15 protein-coding genes are annotated in these 20,054 nt (G+C 38.4%); 14 read left to right on the top strand and 1 reads right to left on the bottom strand.

Annotated features, from left to right (window positions below):
* Nucleotides 1-6 precede the first annotated feature (6 nt).
* The 6 genes from nrfD to LB467_RS07685 are packed head-to-tail and all read left to right on the top strand — an operon-like array spanning nt 7 to nt 7,396.
* Nucleotides 7-1,812, top strand: a complete 1,806-nt coding sequence (nrfD, locus tag LB467_RS07710) for an NrfD/PsrC family molybdoenzyme membrane anchor subunit (protein ID WP_224473457.1) — start codon at nt 7-9, stop codon at nt 1,810-1,812.
* 5 nt (nt 1,813-1,817) lie between these two features.
* Nucleotides 1,818-2,345 (top strand): DUF3341 domain-containing protein, encoded by a 528-nt coding sequence (locus LB467_RS07705; protein ID WP_224473456.1) that lies wholly within the window; start codon nt 1,818-1,820, stop codon nt 2,343-2,345.
* A gap of 5 nt (nt 2,346-2,350) precedes the next feature.
* The gene (locus tag LB467_RS07700) at nt 2,351-3,040 is read left to right on the top strand and encodes a c-type cytochrome (RefSeq protein ID WP_224473455.1); all 690 of its coding nucleotides are present in this window, start codon (nt 2,351-2,353) and stop codon (nt 3,038-3,040) included.
* Nucleotides 3,041-3,065: 25 nt separating this feature from the next.
* Complete coding sequence (locus LB467_RS07695; RefSeq protein WP_224473504.1) at nt 3,066-4,439, top strand: quinol:cytochrome C oxidoreductase; 1,374 nt, start codon at nt 3,066-3,068, stop codon at nt 4,437-4,439.
* A 35-nt stretch (nt 4,440-4,474) separates the two neighbouring features.
* On the top strand, nt 4,475-5,542 hold the full coding sequence (locus LB467_RS07690; RefSeq protein WP_224473454.1) for a cytochrome c oxidase subunit II: 1,068 nt from the start codon (nt 4,475-4,477) through the stop codon (nt 5,540-5,542).
* 27 nt (nt 5,543-5,569) lie between these two features.
* A complete protein-coding gene (locus LB467_RS07685) occupies nt 5,570-7,396 on the top strand; it encodes a cytochrome c oxidase subunit I (protein WP_224473453.1) in 1,827 nt (608 codons plus the stop codon).
* Between the two features lie 708 nt (nt 7,397-8,104).
* Here LB467_RS07685 and LB467_RS07680 read toward each other — a convergent pair.
* Nucleotides 8,105-10,297 (bottom strand): DUF5916 domain-containing protein, encoded by a 2,193-nt coding sequence (locus LB467_RS07680; RefSeq protein ID WP_224473452.1) that lies wholly within the window; start codon nt 10,295-10,297, stop codon nt 8,105-8,107.
* A 97-nt stretch (nt 10,298-10,394) separates the two neighbouring features.
* On the opposite strand from LB467_RS07680, the gene ruvB reads away from it, so the two are divergent.
* The 8 genes from ruvB to queG all read left to right on the top strand — a co-directional run bounded on the left by ruvB (nt 10,395) and on the right by queG (nt 19,878).
* A complete protein-coding gene (ruvB, locus tag LB467_RS07675) occupies nt 10,395-11,417 on the top strand; it encodes a Holliday junction branch migration DNA helicase RuvB (protein ID WP_224473451.1) in 1,023 nt (340 codons plus the stop codon).
* A gap of 52 nt (nt 11,418-11,469) precedes the next feature.
* Nucleotides 11,470-12,798, top strand: a complete 1,329-nt coding sequence (locus tag LB467_RS07670) for a cytochrome P450 (protein WP_224473450.1) — start codon at nt 11,470-11,472, stop codon at nt 12,796-12,798.
* 251 nt (nt 12,799-13,049) lie between these two features.
* Complete coding sequence (locus tag LB467_RS07665) at nt 13,050-14,141, top strand: nickel-binding protein (protein ID WP_224473449.1); 1,092 nt, start codon at nt 13,050-13,052, stop codon at nt 14,139-14,141.
* Between the two features lie 134 nt (nt 14,142-14,275).
* The gene (locus LB467_RS07660; protein ID WP_224473448.1) at nt 14,276-15,646 is read left to right on the top strand and encodes an FAD-binding oxidoreductase; all 1,371 of its coding nucleotides are present in this window, start codon (nt 14,276-14,278) and stop codon (nt 15,644-15,646) included.
* Between the two features lie 78 nt (nt 15,647-15,724).
* Nucleotides 15,725-16,594, top strand: a complete 870-nt coding sequence (locus tag LB467_RS07655) for a nuclear transport factor 2 family protein (protein WP_224473447.1) — start codon at nt 15,725-15,727, stop codon at nt 16,592-16,594.
* A 91-nt stretch (nt 16,595-16,685) separates the two neighbouring features.
* The gene (locus tag LB467_RS07650) at nt 16,686-17,621 is read left to right on the top strand and encodes an alpha/beta fold hydrolase (protein ID WP_224473446.1); all 936 of its coding nucleotides are present in this window, start codon (nt 16,686-16,688) and stop codon (nt 17,619-17,621) included.
* 228 nt (nt 17,622-17,849) lie between these two features.
* On the top strand, nt 17,850-18,839 hold the full coding sequence (locus tag LB467_RS07645) for a ScyD/ScyE family protein (protein WP_224473445.1): 990 nt from the start codon (nt 17,850-17,852) through the stop codon (nt 18,837-18,839).
* Nucleotides 18,840-18,951: 112 nt separating this feature from the next.
* A complete protein-coding gene (gene queG, locus LB467_RS07640; RefSeq protein WP_224473503.1) occupies nt 18,952-19,878 on the top strand; it encodes a tRNA epoxyqueuosine(34) reductase QueG in 927 nt (308 codons plus the stop codon).
* Nucleotides 19,879-20,054 lie beyond the last annotated feature (176 nt).

The following is a 20,054-nucleotide window of genomic DNA, read 5'->3' as shown; positions in this document are numbered from 1 at the left end:
AAGGATATGTCTCATTACGAAGCACCTATACGAAAGCCTTTAGTTACCGGAGATAAGACCTACCACGATATTACCGTGGATGTGGCTGCACCGGTAGAAGGAAGGGCAAATAAATCCTGGTGGATTGTCTTTTCAATTGCACTTGTTGCCTTTCTTTGGGGTGTAGGTTGTATAATTTACACTATCTCCACGGGTATTGGTACCTGGGGACTAAATAAAACAGTAGGCTGGGCCTGGGATATTACCAACTTTGTTTGGTGGGTAGGTATTGGTCACGCCGGTACACTTATTTCAGCTGTACTTTTACTATTCAGGCAAAAATGGAGAATGGCTATTAACCGCTCTGCAGAGGCGATGACTATTTTCTCTGTAATGCAGGCTGGTTTATTCCCTTTAATTCACATGGGTCGCCCTTGGTTGGCTTACTGGGTACTTCCTATTCCGAACCAATTTGGTTCTTTGTGGGTGAACTTTAACTCGCCATTGCTTTGGGATGTATTCGCTATTTCAACTTACCTTTCGGTTTCTTTGGTATTCTGGTGGACAGGTTTACTTCCAGATTTCGCGATGATTCGTGACAGGGCAATTACACCTTTCAACAAAAAGATATACGGAATATTAAGTTTTGGATGGAGTGGACGTGCAAAAGATTGGCAACGTTTTGAGGAAGTTTCATTAGTACTTGCCGGTTTGGCAACTCCGTTGGTGCTTTCGGTACACACCATTGTATCTTTTGACTTTGCTACATCGGTAATTCCGGGTTGGCACACCACGATTTTCCCTCCTTACTTTGTTGCGGGAGCAGTATTTTCCGGATTTGCAATGGTAAATACTCTTCTTATTATTATGAGAAAGGTATCTAATCTTGAAGATTATATAACTATACAACATATAGAATTGATGAACATAGTAATTATGATCACCGGTTCTATTGTAGGGGTGGCTTATATTACCGAGCTTGTTATCGCGTGGTATTCTGGAGTAGAATATGAACAATATGCATTCCTAAATAGGGCAACAGGGCCTTATGCCTGGGCGTATTGGGCAATGATGACTTGTAACGTGTTTTCTCCACAGTTCATGTGGTTCAAGAAATTGCGTACAAGTATTATGTTCTCCTTCTTTATTTCCATAGTGGTGAACATCGGGATGTGGTTTGAGCGTTTTGTGATTATTGTTACTTCGCTTCACCGTGATTACCTACCATCTTCATGGACTATGTTCTCTCCAACCTTTGTAGATATAGGGATCTTTATTGGAACAATTGGATTCTTCTTTGTATTGTTCCTATTGTATGCGAGATCTTTCCCTGTAATTGCGCAGGCCGAAGTAAAAACCATACTTAAATCTTCTGGTGCGAAGTATAAAAGACTACGAGAAGAACATGGAGATGATGTAAAACATTACACTCCGGTTAACATAGGCGAGCCTAAGAAAAACATCGCTACCAAAGTTGATAAGAAAATGGGTGATGAAGATGCTTATAATGAAGAAAACGATGGGCATAACGAGACGGTAAATGCAGATGCATTAACACTTTCAGAAGTTCAGAAAGATAGAATAGATGAAATGTTAGAGAGAACCGGATCTTACAATCCAGAGCATCAAACAGCAGATGATTTACAAAAACTTAAGGCAGTAGGTCCTTTCCTTGAACAGCGTTTACATCAGGTAGGTCTTTATACCTATGTTCAGGTAAGCAAACTTACCAAGGATGATTTTGAATTGCTTGATGAAGTAATAGAAAACTTCCCTAACTCGGCACAACGTGAAGATTGGGTAGCACAGGCAACTGAACTAAAAAATAAGTAATTAAGATGGCATCAAAAGTTATACACGCTATTTATAATGATGACGATCTGCTTCTACAAGCTGTTAAGCAGGTAAGAGAGGCCCGTTATCATATTGGTGAAATTTATACCCCAATGCCTGTTCACGGTTTAGATAAAGCTATGGGGTTGGAGCCTACACGATTGGCAATAACCTCTTTTCTTTATGGAGTTGTTGGATTAACAGTTTCAGTTGTAATGATGAACTTTATTATGATAGAAGACTGGCCACAGGATATTGGAGGAAAACCAAGTTTTAGCTACATAGAAAATATGCCGGCCTTTGTGCCTATTATGTTCGAGCTAACTGTGTTTTTCGCAGCTCACCTTATGGTAATTACTTTTTATATGAGAAGTAAGCTATGGCCGTTTAAGCAAGCTGAAAATCCCGATGTTAGAACAACCGATGATATGTTCCTAATGGAAGTTGATGCTGCAAATCATAACGTAGATGAATTAACCAAATTCCTTTACGATACCGGTGCCGCAGAAATTAAACTAATAGATAATAAATAGACAGAATGAGAAATTTGTTCTATAAAGCGATAGTATTGTTCCTGGTTGGGGGCGTTGTAATGTCTTGTGCAGATAGTGACGAGCCTAATTACCAGTACATGCCAGATATGTATGAACCTGTAGGTTATGAAGCTTATGGTGCTTATGATATTTTTGTAAATGAACAGGAAGCCAAACTCCCTGTAGAAGGAACTATCCCAAGAGGATGGATGCCTTATGGATATGAAAATACACCTGAAGGCATGGCGAACGCCAAAGCTAATCTTGGTAATCCTTTGCCATATACAGAAGCTAATCTTAATGAGGGGAAAGCACTGTATACAATTTACTGTGCCGTGTGTCATGGAGACAATGGAGATGGTCAGGGTATTCTTGCTGAAAGGGAAAAAATACTTGGTGTGCCTGCTTATGATGATGCCGGGCGTGCTATTACCGAAGGAAGCGTTTACCACGTGATTTATTACGGTCTAAACACAATGGGTTCGTATGCCGCACAAACCAGTGAAGAAGAGCGTTGGAAAATTACTCATTATGTGATGTATCTTAAAAACCAGCTTGAGGGCGGTGAAGAAATACCTTTTGATCCTTCTATTGCTGAAGCTAATCCTGTTGAAGTAGAAAGAGCTCAAGAAGAAGCTGAGGAGTCTCAGGGTGAAGGTGCAGCGCTAACTGATGAGGAAGAAAACAATAATTAAGAACAAAGCATTTAGATCTATAAATATGTACACGCTATCCAGTAAATTAAAATTAACAGCAATTATTTTTATGATTGTTGGTGCCATAGGGCTCGTAATTGGGTTTATACAGGCGCCATCAAATTTGGATGATGTTAGGGAAATGATGGCTGCTGAGGAGCACCATGGTGAAGCTTCTCATTCAGAGGCAGGCGAAGCTAACTTTGCTGAAGCAGAACACGGGATGTTGTTGGACGATGAACCCGGAAGACATGCAGAAGAAGGTCACTCTACTGAAGCTGGAGCACACGATACCGAACATCTAGAACATACATTACACCAATTACAAAACAAGCCCTGGGCAGCAATTTATGTGGCTGCATTCTTTTTCTTTATGATCTCTTTAGGGGTTTTGGCATTCTATGCTTTGCAATATGCCTCACAGGCAGGTTGGTCTCCGGTATTGTTTAGGGTTATGGAGGCTATCACAGCTTACCTGGTTCCCGGTGGAATTATTATGTTCGTGCTATTAGCCCTTTCAGGTTTTCATTTAAATCACCTATTCGTGTGGATGGATCCCGAAGTTGTAGCTCACGATGAAATTATTCAGAATAAGACCGCTTACTTAAATGTGCCTTTCTTCTTAATAAGAGCGGCAATATTTTTAGCCGGTTGGTTCTTGTTTAGACATTTCCTTGTTAGAAATTCAAGAAGACTTGATGAAGCTACAGATAACTATTACTTTAAAAAGAACTTCAAACTTGCAGCTGGATTTTTAGTATTCTTTCTTATTTCAGAATCAATAATGAGCTGGGACTGGATAATGAGTTTAGACCCACACTGGTTTAGTACTTTGTTTGGATGGTATGTTTTCTCAAGTATGTTTGTTTCTGGAATTACCGTTATTGCATTAGTAAGTATTTACTTGAAATCAAGAGGTTATTTAACCTTTGTTAATAACAGTCATATTCATGATTTAGCTAAGTTTATGTTCGGAATTAGTATTTTCTGGACTTACCTTTGGTTCTCTCAATTCATGCTTATTTGGTATTCAAATATTCCTGAAGAAGTTGTTTACTTTATTAGCCGTATAGAGAACTATGGTTTGCCGTTCTTTGGAATGGTAGTGTTAAATTTTGTATTCCCGTTATTAGTATTAATGAATAGCGACTACAAAAGGGTGAATTGGTTTGTGGTTATGACTGGGATTGTAATACTGATAGGGCATTATCTTGATGTATTTACAATGGTTATGCCGGCAACTGTAGGAGAATCATGGTTTATTGGAATTCCTGAGATAAGTGCAGTACTTTTCTTTGGAGGATTGTTTACTTTTGTGGTCTTTAATGCGCTTACAAAAGCACCACTCCTTGCTAAACGCAACCCATTTATAAAGGAAAGTGAACATTTCCATTATTAATAAAAGATTTGATTGTTTAAAGAAGAACTTATAAAATGACCGTATTTTTAGTAATAATAGTATTAGCCCTTTTGGCCGTTACCGGTTGGCAAATGTCTAAGATTTTTGAGCTGTCTAAAGGCCCTAGTGCCGATAGTTCTGAAATAGCTAACGATAATGATAACAGGCAGCAAGCCAAGCTAATGCTTTGGTTTATGATATTCATCTACGTTGGGATGGCCTATAGCTTTTGGCAATGGAGTAAATTGTACCTTCCGGAAGCAGCTTCAGAACATGGAAACGAGGTAGATACTTTAATGTTCATTTCTATTGGGCTTATTATGGTAGTGCAGGTGATTACGCAAGCTTTGCTTCACTGGTTCGCCTACAAATACCAGGGAAAAAAAGGCCAAAGAGCTCTTTTCTTTGCCGATAATGATAAATTGGAATTTATCTGGACCATTATCCCGGTAATTACTCTTGCAGGTTTAATTATCTACGGATTATTTACCTGGAGTGATATTATGAATATTAGTGAAGACAACGATCCTATCGTTATTGAAATTTACGCCAAGCAGTTTAGCTGGCAGGCGAGGTATGCCGGGGAAGATAACACCCTTGGTGAAGCAAATGTTCGGTTTATAGAAGGTGTGAACACCGTGGGTATCAACGAAAATGATCCTTATGCAGATGATGATAAGATAACCACAGAACTTCACCTTCCGGTTGGAAAGGAAGTATTGTTTAAATTTAGATCCCAGGATGTACTGCATTCTGCGTATTTCCCTCACTTTAGAGCGCAAATGAACGTAGTTCCCGGAATGGTGACACAATTTGCCTTTACTCCAGATATTACTACTGAAGAAATGAGGAATTCAGAATATATGGTAGATAAAGTAAAGACCATTAATGAAATAAGAAAAGATAATAGTCAGATTTTAATGGCTGAAGGAGAATCACCATTAGATTCCTACGAATTTGATTACTTCCTGCTTTGTAACAAGATTTGTGGTGACGCACACTACAATATGCAGATGAAGATTATTGTAGAAAGCGAAGAAGATTATAACGATTGGTTGAGTGAACAGGATACGTTTGCAACAACTATGGAATCAGTAGAATAACAGAACTAAAAAGAAGATAATTAAGATATGTCAGCAATAGCAACATCACCGGCTCACGATCACCACGACGATCACGGACATCATCATAAACAAACTTTTATTACTAAATACATATTTAGTACAGACCATAAGATGATTGCCAAGCAATTTCTTATCACGGGTATTTTAATGGGTATTGTAGGGATTATGATGTCCGTGCTTTTCCGTATGCAGTTAGCCTGGCCAGAAGAATCTTTTATGATCTTTGAATGGCTTTTAGGAGATAAATGGGCTCCAAATGGAGTTATGACCCCGTCAATATACCTTGCTTTGGTGACTATTCACGGTACCATTATGGTATTCTTTGTATTAACCGCCGGTTTAAGTGGTACTTTTAGTAACCTATTAATTCCCCTTCAAATTGGGGCACGGGATATGGCCTCCGGTTTTATGAACATGATTTCATACTGGTTGTTCTTCCTTTCAAGCATTATAATGTTAAGCTCACTGTTTATTGAATCTGGACCGGCTTCTGCGGGGTGGACAATATATCCGCCGCTTAGTGCATTGCCTCAGGCTATTGGAGGTTCAGGTATGGGAATGACGCTTTGGTTGGTGTCTATGGCAATTTTTATTGCATCCTCACTTATTGGTTCACTTAACTATATTGTTACGGTAATTAACCTTAGAACCACGGGAATGTCTATGATGAGGCTTCCGCTTACCATTTGGGCATTTTTTATTACTGCTGTTATTGGTGTGGTTTCTTTCCCGGTTTTATTATCTGCAGCGCTTTTACTTATTATGGATAGAAGTTTTGGAACTTCTTTTTTCCTAAGTGATATATATATTCAAGGAGAAGTACTAAGCCACCAGGGAGGATCTCCGGTATTGTTTGAACACTTATTCTGGTTTCTGGGACACCCTGAAGTTTATATTGTAATTCTACCTGCAATGGGTATTGTATCTGAAGTTTTGGCAACAAATTCACGTAAACCAATTTTTGGTTACCGTGCCATGGTTGCTTCAATTCTTGCAATTGCATTCCTTTCAACAATTGTATGGGGTCACCATATGTTCGTTTCTGGGATGAATCCCTTCCTTGGGTCTGTATTTACATTTACAACATTACTAATCGCGATTCCTTCTGCGGTAAAAGCCTTTAACTGGATTACAACACTCTGGAAAGGTAACCTGCAAATGAATCCCGCGATGCTCTTCTCAATAGGGTTTGTGTCTACCTTTATTACCGGTGGTTTAACTGGAATTATCCTTGGAGACTCAACATTAGATATTAACGTTCACGATACTTATTTCGTAATTGCCCACTTCCACCTGGTTATGGGTATCTCTGCGATCTATGGTTTACTGGCTGGAGTTTATCATTGGTTCCCAAAAATGTTTGGAAGGATGATGAACAAAAACCTGGGTTATGTACATTTCTGGATAACTGCGGTTGGTGCCTATGGAGTATTTTTCCCAATGCACTTTATTGGTTTGGCCGGTTTGCCTAGACGTTATTATACAAACACCGCATTCCCATATTTTGACGATTTGGCTGATGTAAATGTGATCATAACAATCTTTGCACTTATTACCGCTGCGGTACAGGTTGTATTTCTTTGGAATTTCTTTAGCTCAATTTTCTTCGGAAAAAAAGCTACTCAAAACCCATGGAATTCAACTACTTTGGAATGGACTACTCCGGTAGAACACATCCACGGAAACTGGCCTGGTGCTATTCCTTCCGTATACCGTTGGTCTTACGATTATAGTAAGATGAACCTGGAAGGTACAGATTATGTGATTCCTGGTCAGGATTATATTCCGCAGAATGTTCCACTTCAGGATCATGAAGAAGAATTGAATCACTGAACTTAATTGAAATAATATATAAAAACCTCTTCGTAAACGGAGAGGTTTTTTCGATTTTAGAGATTTGCCTGCATTTACTTTGTGCAATGATTTAAAGGTATTTTCCATTTAAAGGGATGTTTAGGATTTTTTCCTTTAGTGGTATAAGGATAATAATTTGTAATGAAAGCATCATATTGCTTCAGATTTTCTAATCTGGACGTATTAATCTTTCCAGTTAAATTTGAGAGGCGGTTTTCTTAATTAAGGATAAATGGTATATCTGAGTTTAAATGGCATTCTAACAGGGAAACCAGAGGAATGTAGTAGTTTTTTATGAATTGAAATTGTAAAAATTTGCTATTGTCCGATAAAAAATAGATGTCTATGATATTCTGCCTCCCGAAATATCGGGACAAGCTCTATGGGCTTTAAAAAACGAAAACTCCTATTTTTCTACCAGCATTTCGCTCCTAACGGATCTTTTTTTAGCCCCATCAGGACGACATACTGATAGAAAATTTTGCCATCGAAAAGAGAAGTCCCATCGGGACGAAATATTATATAAGTCAGGTGATCGCAAGGATTCAGGCAATTGTTTTGATTTTTATCGGACAAAAATTATAAAAAACATGAATAACCAGAACAGGGGGGTCTTCACAACTAACAAATTTTTCAGGGATATGTTTGGTTGTAACAGGGTTTTTGAGTAGATAAAACAAATATTTTTTATAAATACAACCAATAATTCAACTTAATATTGATACTCCTAAACCTCGGCTCAAAAGAATTATTTGAGATATAATTATCATTGTAAACCAGGAAAATATCTGATAACGGAGCAAAACGCCACTGTAGCCTGGAATTAATTCCAAAATTGTTTCCAATATTGCTGTACTGGATTAAGGTTGCCCAAAATAACGATTTGCTGAAGGTAATATCAAAATTGCTTCCTAGTAACCAGATATCATTATTAGCAAATGGTTCAGGCATGTTAACTTTGTCATATCTTGCCTCAAGGGCCAAGAGATAATTAGGCTGAAGCCTTAGATTTATTTTTGCCTCCTGGGTGAATTTTTTCCCGTTAAAGAATTCTCCATAATTACTTCCTAATTCATAGAAAAACATTTTTCGGCTATCACTGGTGTAATTTATCTCCCCACTCGTATAATGATAGTCGGTTAAAGCTGGTAAGGGTGTATTTCCGGTACGGGAAGGATCAAATTCTGAAAAAAGAAATGTATACCTGTTAAATACCCTGGCAGATATCCGGCTTGTATTTGTAAATTCAATATTATATGAACTAATAAAATTATAATCGGTTAACTTATAGTCTAAAGTTGGTTTCCAGATCACAACTGGTGTAAAGCTTATATTATGCTGAACAACTTTCTCGTTAGTGGGATAAATTAAATGCTCAATTTGGGGATCAATTCTAAAAATTCCTTTCCTGGGAATAAAACCCAGATCTGATTTAAAATTATCTCCTACATAAAATCCGCTACCACGTAACCTCCATCTGAAGGAATTATAATCCAGTCTTAGCCCTGTAGAAATGTCTTTATCATTCAATTCCGGGGTAAAAGATTTATGAAAATATGCATTACCGGCCCAGGTATTATCCAGAGTTCCCAGGTTGTAATCGAGGCCTATAACCCGGTTGTATTCATTTTCAGATTTTATAAAATCATCATTAGAAGTGTTTTGCCTGTTAACAAAAATGGCACTGATATTAGAACGCTCAAATACGCGGTGCTGCAGAGCAATTACGGTATGGTTATTAGCACCAATATTAAATTCATCTTTTTTTCTGGTTTGAACATTGAGTAATCCTATCCTGAAATCATTCGTGAGTTTCCCGCTAAGCCTTGCTCCCGCAAGAATATCGATTTGACGGTTGAATCCTGAGGAATCACTAGCAATACCAATTCGTCTCGAAAAGAAAGGATTCGCTTCTCCGGGATTTCCGAAGTTTCCAAAAAGGTCACTGTTTTCAATAAAAAACTGTCTCCTTTCCGGTAAATTCACTTCAAATCGTGTAAGGTTAGTTACCAGGTTATCAGCCTGCACCTGGGAGAAATCAGGATTAAAAGTAAGATCAAGATTTAAACTATTTCCTATACTTAATTTGGCATCCCCGCCCGCCTTGATATCTTTTATATCTTCGTTATTTTCAAAATCCTTCCCAAGGATGCCAGTCACATACGGGATTATAGAAATAGGTGTTTTTGATTTTGTGAGAGGTTTCTCAAAAATCATATCTCCCATGTAAGAAAGATTGAAAATAAATTGGTTCCGTGGTATTTGTATCCAGGTATTCCGTTCATTACCCTGAGTGTCGAACTGATAGGAGTTGAACCGCCATTTTTTAGCACCTTCCTTAAATCTGAAAGAACTCATTGGGATAGCCCATTCACTAATGTAGTATTCTTTATAAGTCTTTGTCTGAGCTGTCCATTTTACATCCCAGCTGGTAGTAAAACCCCTCAAACTGGTGCCTCCTCCAGATACTAATGCTTCTCTTCTTACCCCGGCAGGATTTACACCAAAAAGGAATGCATTGGCGCCATCATTAAAGGTATCGAACATAAGGGTAATATTATCACTGCCCCCGGCTCGAAAATCCCTTCTTAAAGAAGGAATGATAAAGTTATCTCCCTGAACATATACTTTAATTCCAACATAAAGCATATTTTCATTATACAACATTCTTATTTCCGACTGGTTTTTGGCCTGAACTTTATCAGATGGGAAATATTGCCAGAAATTTGTGGCAGGTTCAGCCTGGTCCCAGGCAGGTTCGTCAAGAATTCCATCAATTGAGATAGGGGTGTTAATATAGTTTACGTGAAATTCTTTGTTTTGAGAAATAAGACATGCAGGAAGCAGGCACACAAGAAAGAGACTCAAAAATTGTTTCATTATTGATTTTTTCGGATTACAAAAATACTAATTCTATTATATAAAGTCTAATCAGAGTTTTCTACTCCTCTTATTATCCAATTTGTATATTTGTTTTATGAATGAAAACCTGGACCCCACCGGAGAAAATTTCTCTCCTGAAGAATTCGATATCGAAAGGGCATTGCGCCCTTTAAGTTTTGATGATTTTGCCGGCCAGGACCAGGTTTTGGAGAATCTTAAGGTTTTCGTAGAAGCTGCGAACCAGCGTGGGGAAGCTTTAGATCATACTTTATTTCACGGCCCTCCCGGTCTGGGTAAAACTACCCTTGCCCATATTCTGGCCAACGAGTTGGAGGTAGGCATAAAAGTAACTTCAGGCCCTGTATTAGATAAACCCGGTGATCTTGCCGGTTTACTTACTAATCTAGAGGAACGTGATATTCTGTTTATAGATGAAATTCACAGGTTAAGCCCGGTGGTTGAAGAATATCTCTATTCGGCTATGGAAGATTATCGCATAGATATTATGATTGAATCCGGGCCCAACGCCAGGACAGTTCAAATTAATTTAAATCCGTTTACCCTTATTGGCGCTACCACGCGATCAGGATTACTTACAGCGCCTATGCGGGCACGTTTTGGTATTTCCAGCCGCTTACAATATTACTCCACGGAATTGCTTTCAGACATCGTGCAGCGTAGTTCAGAGATTCTTCGTGTTCCTATTAGTCTTGATGCTGCGATAGAAATTGCAGGTAGAAGCCGTGGAACCCCTAGAATTGCAAATGCCTTACTGCGCAGAGTTAGGGATTTTGCCCAAATTAAAGGCAACGGAAAAATCGATATGGAGATCGCGAGATACGGACTTAAAGCCTTGAATGTAGATGCTCACGGTTTGGACGAAATGGACAATAAAATCCTGGAAACCATAATCGATAAATTTAAAGGTGGCCCGGTGGGTTTAACTACGCTTTCTACCGCTGTTAGTGAAAGTGCCGAAACCATAGAAGAGGTGTACGAACCTTTTTTAATTCAGCAGGGTTTTATTTATAGAACCCCTCGCGGGCGTGAAGTTACCGAAGCTGCTTACAAACATCTCGGAAGAGTAAAAGGAAACACCCAGGGCGGACTTTTCTAATTTCTTTTAAGTTTCAAGACTGGAGCTGAGAGTTTTTCTAATTTTGGAAATTATGGCAGAAAAAAATATTCCTACGGTTTCTATGTTTCGCTTTGTGAAAAATGCCGGGAGGATCCTTAAAAATCCGCTGCCATTTCATAGAGAGAATTTTGAAAAATATGGCGATGTTTTTCAGATCCATATCGGGCTTGGGCAGAAGATAATTTTTTCCCGCGATGCAGCTTTTGCCGAATATGTGCTTCAGAAGAATCAAAAGAATTATCAGAAGTCAACAATTCAAACCAAAGACCTGGCTAAATATGTTGGCAAGGGACTTTTAACTGCCAGTGGTGAACATTGGGCGAAACAGCGTAAACTTATACAGCCGGCTTTTCACAAATCTCATCTTTCCGGTTTATTGCAATCTGTCCAGGAAGCTATAAAAATAGAAATTGATAAAATTCAGCCCAATGACGAATTTGATGTTTTTCCGGTTTTCAACGATCTTGCTTTTCAAACCGTAGTAAAATCCTTGTTTAGTAGTGCGGCCAATCAGGAACAAATAAACCGTTTGCAATATATTACCGAAGCAGCTCAAAAAATGCTGGTAAAGGAGCTTCGGCAACCTTTTAAGCGCTGGTGGTTTCATTTAAGCGGAAAAATTAAAAAGCACATCAATCTTACCCGGGAGGCACGTCAAATTTTGGAGGATATTGTTGAAGAACGCAAAAAATCTGGAGTAAGGTATGATGATCTGCTGGATATGTTATTAGACGCTCGTTATGAAAATGGTGAGCCTATGGAAAAAGATCAGTTGATAGATGAAATTCTAATTCTCTTCACCGCGGGGCACGAAACTACTTCCAATGCCCTTACTTTTACCTGCGAGCTTTTAGCCAGGAATCCCGAGGCGCAGGAGAAAATATTTTCAGAAGTTGAAGAGACTAAAAATAAAACACAGGATCTAATGGAATTTGTAAGATCCTGCAGTTTTACTCAAAATGTTATTGAAGAATCTATGCGATTATACCCACCGGCCTATTTTATAGATCGTGTGAATATTGAAGAAGACAATTTCAACGGATTTAAATTACCTGAAAATTCCAGTATTCTGTTTTCCTGTTTTGAGATTCACCGGCATAAAAAGCACTGGGATAATCCTGAAACATTTGATCCGGAAAGATTTTTGAATGCAAAAACTCATTCTTCTTATTATTTTCCCTTTGGGGCCGGGCCACGAAAATGTATTGGAAATAATTTTGCGATGTTCGAAATGATTATGGCGATCGCTGAAGTGATCTCGCGCTATAAAATTGCACCCAAAACTTCAGAAATTCAGATAAAGCCTTTAATTACGCTCAAGCCTAAAAATGCGATCTTGAGATTTGAGAACAGGTCCTAATTCAATCTTCACCATATTCTGGTAGATACTTGAAGATCTATATAAATTACTAGTGTTGAAATAAATTAATTCTGCTTTTGACCTGGAATCATTAAATCTTCTAATTGTCCTTTGTTAAGATATATACCTAGGATTTGTCAAAATTCTCAGTCGGTAAATCTATCAGATCAAGACTCATTATTAAACACCTTGCAATCCCCTATAGCTTTGTAAATCAATATTTTGTATATTTATTGTTTAAATTTTCAATCATGCCAATTTATATGGATTACCATATTTTCCCTGGAGTTACCGTAGAGGAGGTTAAGGCTGCCCATATCACGGATAAGGAGACTCAGGCCAGGTACGGCGTGAAATATCATCAATTTTGGGTAAATAAGGATACAGGGTCTATCTTCTGCCTGATAGAAGGTCCAAATCCAGAAGCCTGTATTAAGGTTCATGAAGAGGCTCATGGGAATGTGGCGTGTAATATTATTGAGGTTGAGCCGGGCTTGATTAATTTGTTTATGGGGAAAAATCCTCCAGTGCAAAACGGAATTGTGTATGCCCCGAATGGCGAAATTGATACAGGTTTTAGATTTATCATGGTTTTGGATATCGTGGTGAATACTTCATTATCTACCCATGCCGATATTAAAAAATTTGTTTTTCCGAAAAAACCCCGGAGCGAAGCAATCAAAATAATACAAGAGTTTCAGGGAGAGTTGGTAGAAAATTTATCAGACGATAGTATCATCGCTGTATTTATGGATGCTGATCAATCCATGAAATGTGCTCTTAATATTCAAGAGGTTTTTACTAAAAAACTTCAGGAGGAAAAATGGAAAATTAGTTTCAAGATAGGTCTCACTGAAGGCCAACCTGTAACTATGGCTGATAGTTTTTTTAAAGATTCAATAGACTATGCCAAACGATTAAGCTTAATTGCCAGGGAAAACCAAATTCTGCTTTCTCATTGCTTAAAGAAAACAAGCTCTTTTCAAACTCAAAATTTAGATCAGAATAAGGTTAAGGTCTTAGAAGAAAAGCACAGGGCTTTTATCGGGGATTTTTGCGATTATGCGGAATCCAATCTGGCATCTGATAAATTATCCGTAAAAACTTTAAGCCAGGAAATTGGTCTGAGCAGGCCCCAGTTGTACAGAAAAATAAAATCCATTACGGGTCGTTCGCCCAAAAAAATCATTCGCGATCTAAAATTAAGAACAGCCCTTAATCTTATCAAGGATAACAAACTCAACGTTTCCCAGGTGGCTTATGAAGTTGGTTATGATGATCCTTCTTACTTTTCAAAATGCTTTACTCAAAAATTCGGCATTTCCCCTTCCAAAATAATTTAAACTTTTATTGATATTTCAATTTAGTATAAATGAATCAAAATTCACTGATTTTGAATCATTTATACTGTATGGGAATTACATGCACTCGCTAAATTAGCAGATGTATTTTGTTTTATTAACCAATATTTTGAGTCATGAACGAAGAAATCACCCATTTGAAACCCTCTATAAAAGGCACGGTTATTTTGCCAGAGGATGAGAGTTACGATGAAGCCAGGTCTATCTATAATGCGATGATAGACAAAAAACCTTCTTTTATTGTAAAATGCAAAGATGAAGAGGATGTTATTGATACGGTAAATTTTGCCAGAAAGAACAACCTGGAAGTTTCGATCCGTAGTGGCGGTCATAATGGGGCAGGCCTGGCTCTGGTAGAAAAAGGTCTGGTAATTGACCTTTCAGAAATGAAAAACATTGAAGTTGATCCTCAAACCAACACGGCGGTGATAGGACCAGGTAATACTTTAAAAGATGTTGATGCTGGGACCCATGAATTTGGTCTTGCTCTTCCAAGTGGAATTATTGGAACAACAGGCATTAGCGGAATTACCCTTGGAGGTGGCCTCGGTTATTTAAGTCGTAAAGGAGGTTTAACCATAGATAATTTACTGGAATGTAAGTTAGTTCTGGCTAATGGTGAATTGGTTACCGCAAACTCGGAAACCAATCCTGACCTTTTCTGGGGACTCCGTGGTGGTGGTGGCAATTTTGGTGTGGTGGTTTCATTTAAGTTCAAGCTTCTTGAAATTAAAAATGTATATGCCGGTCCCATGTTTTGGCCATTGGAAAAAGCAAGGGAGGCCATGGAATTTTACGATCAGTTCACTAAAAATGCATCTCATGATTTATATGGCTTCTTTGCCTTTCTTATAGTGCCGCCTGCAGAACCCTTTCCAAAAGAATTATGGAATAAGAATGTTTGCGGAGTACTATGGAATTATACCGGGCCAATTGAAAAAGCTGAAGAAGTTTTTGAACCTATACGTAATTTTGGACCTCCAATTCTGGATTTTGTGTCTGAAATTCCAATGCCGGCTTTAAACACCATGTTTGATGCTTTATATCCACCCGGTATGCAGTGGTATTGGAGAGCACATTATATAAAGGAATTAACTCCAGAGTCTATTAAGGTTAATGTTAAGCGCGGTTCTAATATTTCCACTATGCACTCCACGACCCATTTGTATCCAATTGATGGAGCAGTTCACGATGTGGGCAATGAAGAAACGGCATGGGCTCACAGGGATGCCCGGTGGGCTCAGGTGATAGTTGGGGTAGATCCCGAACCGGCCAAAGCTAACGAAGTTACTAAATGGTGTAAGGATTATTTCGATGATTTAAAGCCTCATGCAATGGGAGGCGCCTATGTCAATTTTATGATGGAAGAGGGACAATCAAGAATAAAGGACTCTTACAAAGGAAATTATGAAAGGTTAACGAAGATTAAAGCGAAATATGACCCGGATAATTTCTTTCATATAAATCAAAACATAAAACCTGGCTAACATCCTTTATGCCGGGTATACAAATTCTCTTATCAATTCTTAAGTAATATTGCTTAAATAAATTTTAAACTTATCATTATGAAAAATATAGCTTTTACCATCGTATTTTCCTTACTGACGTTTGTATCAACCTATGCTCAGTTAGGTGACGAAATAAATGAAGAATATCCGGAAGCGAAGAAAGAAGTGAAGGAAGCTCTGGATGAGATCGAGCAAAGCATTAGGAATAACGAAACCGACAAATTAATCTCGATGCATGCATACGGCCCGAAATTTACTGAATTCGAGTTTGGCGGAAAAAGACAGGGGTCTAAGGAAAATGAAGATTTTGAGCGAAATTTTCTTGGAACTATTACCGAGGTTGAAAAATGGGATTGGGAGGATTTAAAAATTAATGTCTATGGTGGCGATGTGGCTAATGTCACTTTCCATGCTAATTTCAAATTTAAAAGAGCGGAAGAATCTTACGATTTTAAGATGCAGGGGACTTTACTTTTTATTAAAACAACCGATGGCTGGAAAATCACCCATGAGCATATGGCTCCCCTTGCTGAGACGAAAGCCCAGCCAGAAACGCCCAAAATAACTCATATTTCAAAATCTGATTTTCCTAAAGGAAATATGGTTAATGTTGTTAAAGGGTGGGGAGGAATGGTGGTTGCCATCAACGAACCTCCCGCTGGAACCGATTTTGCACCGCTTTTAAAAGGTCAGAAAGATGATTTGTGCCAGGTGCCTCATTGGGGTTATTTAGAAAAGGGAAAGCTGCAGGCTGAATATAAAGATCGTCCTACTGAAATGATTTCGGCTGGAGAAGTTTTTTATATGCCTCCTGGTCATACAGCTAAAGTTATTGAAGATGCCAGGATAATTGATTTTAGTCCGGAAGAAGAAATGATGGCTTTAATGACTGATATTGAAAAAGTTGTGAATCAAGAGAAAAATTGAAAAATTTTTATAGTCCCATAAATTGAGCTGCAGGGAGGGGAAAACACATCTCTAATAATTTAAAGTTTGAAAAGGAATAAAACCAATTAAGATGAAAAGAATAGCACCTTACTTTATTATTCTATTGATATGCTTCATGGGGTGTCGGGATTCTGAACATTCAAAAAAAGAAGTTCAGAATGAAACCAATAGTCATGAACTTAAATCAATTACGATTGAAGGAGATACCCTGCATTATTTGGATGTTGGGAAAGGTGATCCTGTTGTTTTTATACATGGCAGTATAGGTGATTACCGGGCATGGGAAACGCAAATTGACACCTTTGCAAGTAGCTACCGGGTAATTGCATACAGTCGCCGCTACGCATGGCCTAATTCCCAGCGGTTGGCAGATTCTCTTGATTATTCCGCCGGGAAGCATGCCGATGATCTCGCTCAGCTCATTACTACCCTGGATTTAGGGCCATCCCATTTGGTTGGCCATTCCTGGGGTGGCTATACGGCTTTAAAAACTGCTATCGATAATCCTGACTTAGTAAAATCGCTTGTATTGGGTGAGCCGCCTGCAACTGTATTAATTATGGGTGATCCTGAGGGGGATTCCTTAGTGGCTAGGTTTAATGAACAATCCTTGGCGCCCGCAGCCAAAAGTTTTGCTGAAAACAAACCCGAAGATGGAGTCCGGTTTTTTGTAAACGGAGTTATGGGGGATTCCACTTATTACAATCTTATGCCCCAGGATATAAGGGATATTTGGCTTCAGAATACTACAGAAATTGAAGGTCTGTTGCGTACAGATTCTATTACGGCAATAAATGGGGAGGAGGTTGCTCAAATGGAAATGCCGATTTTGATGGTTTATGGTGAAGACTCTCCTAAATTTTTCAAAAAAATAGTGGATACCATACATAGTCTTTTGCCAAATATTAAAGTTTCCTCCCTTTCAGATACGTCGCATGGATTACAATTGGAAAATCCAGAGGAATTCAACAATGTGGTTCTGGGATTTCTGGCTGCACAGGAATAAAGTTATGTAAGTCTCCTGAATTTAGGAATGAAAATTTTTTGAGACTTCAATAGCAAAGCCTTAAAAATATTTTGTTCCTCTTAATGATTAAACTTAATAATTGATAGAGGAGATCTCATTTTATTTGAGAATTTCCATAAACCAGATAAACATTTAAATCTATATATTATGAAAAATTCAAAACAAGCATTAGAAAAAATCTCAGGGAGATTGGTAAAGACTATTTGTATGTCAGTATTTTTTATTCTGATGGCTTGCAGTACTTCTGAGAATGAGACGGAAGAAATTTACGGTGTAGATGCCAAAATTTCAATGGAGCCAGGTTCTGCAGAACTATTTGTATCTGGGTTGCAAGGCTCATCCGGAAGTACTATTGGCCCGGGTGGAGATTTGTTTGTGGCTGAAGGTGCAACAGGTGAAATTGCCCGTATTGATCTTAAAACCGGTGAAGTTTCTACCTATGCAACAGGACTGCCGCCTTCCATAATTGGAATTGGAGGAGTTACAGATGTAGCTTTTATTGGTGAAACAGCATATGCTATTGTGACACTCGTGGGCCCACAATTCGGAACCGATGATGAGGTAGGCGTTTATCGTATAGATGGACCTAATGACTATACAGTAATAGCCAATTTAGGTGAATTTACGCTCGCAAACCCATCGGATACAGAGTTCTTTGTCGAGATGGGAGTATACTACTCAATTGAAGTTTTTCGTGACGGCTTCATTATAGCAGATGCCCATCACAATCGTGTGCTATCGGTAACCAAAGAAGGAGATATTTCTATTCTTAAAGAATTCGGCAATATAGTTCCTACTGGTCTAGATGTTTCGGGAAATATAATTTATATGGCTCAGGCAGGACCCATACCACACAATCCAGAGGATGGTAAGGTAGTGGCATTTGGCCCAAACGATTCAGAGGTGAATACCATTGGCAGTGGGGCACGTTTACTTGTTGACGTAGAATTTGGACGGGGACAAAGTCTATATGCTCTTTCTCAGGGTATTTGGGATGAAGTTATGGAAGGCTCACCTGCATTACCAAACACTGGTTCACTCCTAAAAGTGGAAGATGATGGTACTTTTAGGGTAATTGTGGAAGAACTGGATAGGCCAACCTCAATGGAGTTCGTGAAAAATACAGCTTATATTATAACGCTTGCTGGTGAAATCTGGACCATAGAGAATGCAGGTAATCCGCCCTTCGGTTCATAGCGTGATATCTCTGAGGATATTTTTTATTTGGTGGAGACTAATTAAATGCGGAAAGAATAACTGTTATGTAGAATAAATAATTTTTAAAATATCGCATCTTTGTAAAACTATGATGAGTAATCTAAAAGAGCGATATACATCATTAATTAAAGCCGAAGCGAAACGCCTCGGCTTTCTTTCATGCGGGATATCCAAAGCAGAATTCCTTGAAGCCGAAGCCCCACGCCTGGAAGAATTTTTGAATAAAAACCGTCACGGCGAAATGCGCTGGATGGAAAACAACTTCGATAAGCGTCTGGATCCTACCAAACTGGTAGAAGGTTCGAAAAGTGTAATTTCACTGTTGCTGAATTATTATCCGGAAGAAACTCAACGCGAAGATTCCTATAAAATCAGCAAGTATGCTTACGGAAGGGATTATCATTTTGTAATTAAAGGCAAACTGAAACAATTGTTGCTGTTTATGCAAGAGGAAATAGGGGAAATTAGCGGCCGCGCCTTTGTAGATTCAGCACCGGTAATGGATAAAGCCTGGGCGGCAAAAAGCGGACTCGGCTGGATTGGGAAACACTCCAATTTACTTTCTAAGCAAACCGGTTCTTTTTATTTTATCGCAGAATTGATCGTAGACCTGGATCTGGAATACGACACCCCGGTTACCGATCACTGCGGAAGTTGCACCGCCTGCATAGATGCCTGCCCAACTGATGCTATTGTAGAGCCCTACAAGGTAGATGGCAGCAAATGCATTTCGTATTTTACGATAGAGTTAAAAGATGAATTGCCCAATTCCTATAAGAACCAGTTTGAAGACTGGATGTTTGGCTGCGATATTTGTCAGGATGTTTGTCCCTGGAACCGGTTTTCAAAACCGCATAATGAGCCATTATTTAACCCGCATCCCGAATTGCTGGAAAAGGATAAACAGGGTTGGGAAGAGCTTACCAAAGAAACTTTTAATGAAATCTTCAGAAAATCTGCAGTAAAAAGGACAAAATTTGAAGGTCTAAAGAGAAATATTGAATTCCTTAAAGGCTAATATTTAAATCAAAAATTAAGTTAAGTGATGTAAAATTTAGATTTTAATCACATGATTTAAAATAAAGCAGTTATCTGATTATTAAATGTTCATAAATATTTCCTTAGAGAAATATTCTTTCAATTTTCTGAGTTTTAAGTTTTCTTTTATCCGCAGAAGTTCAATATTGCAGCTAA

Source organism: Salegentibacter tibetensis (genome assembly GCF_020164485.1).
In the GTDB taxonomy this organism is placed as follows: Bacteria; Bacteroidota; Bacteroidia; order Flavobacteriales; family Flavobacteriaceae; genus Salegentibacter; species Salegentibacter tibetensis.
Note: the sequence above shows the minus strand (reverse complement) of the source record. Positions and strands in the feature narration are given on the sequence as shown.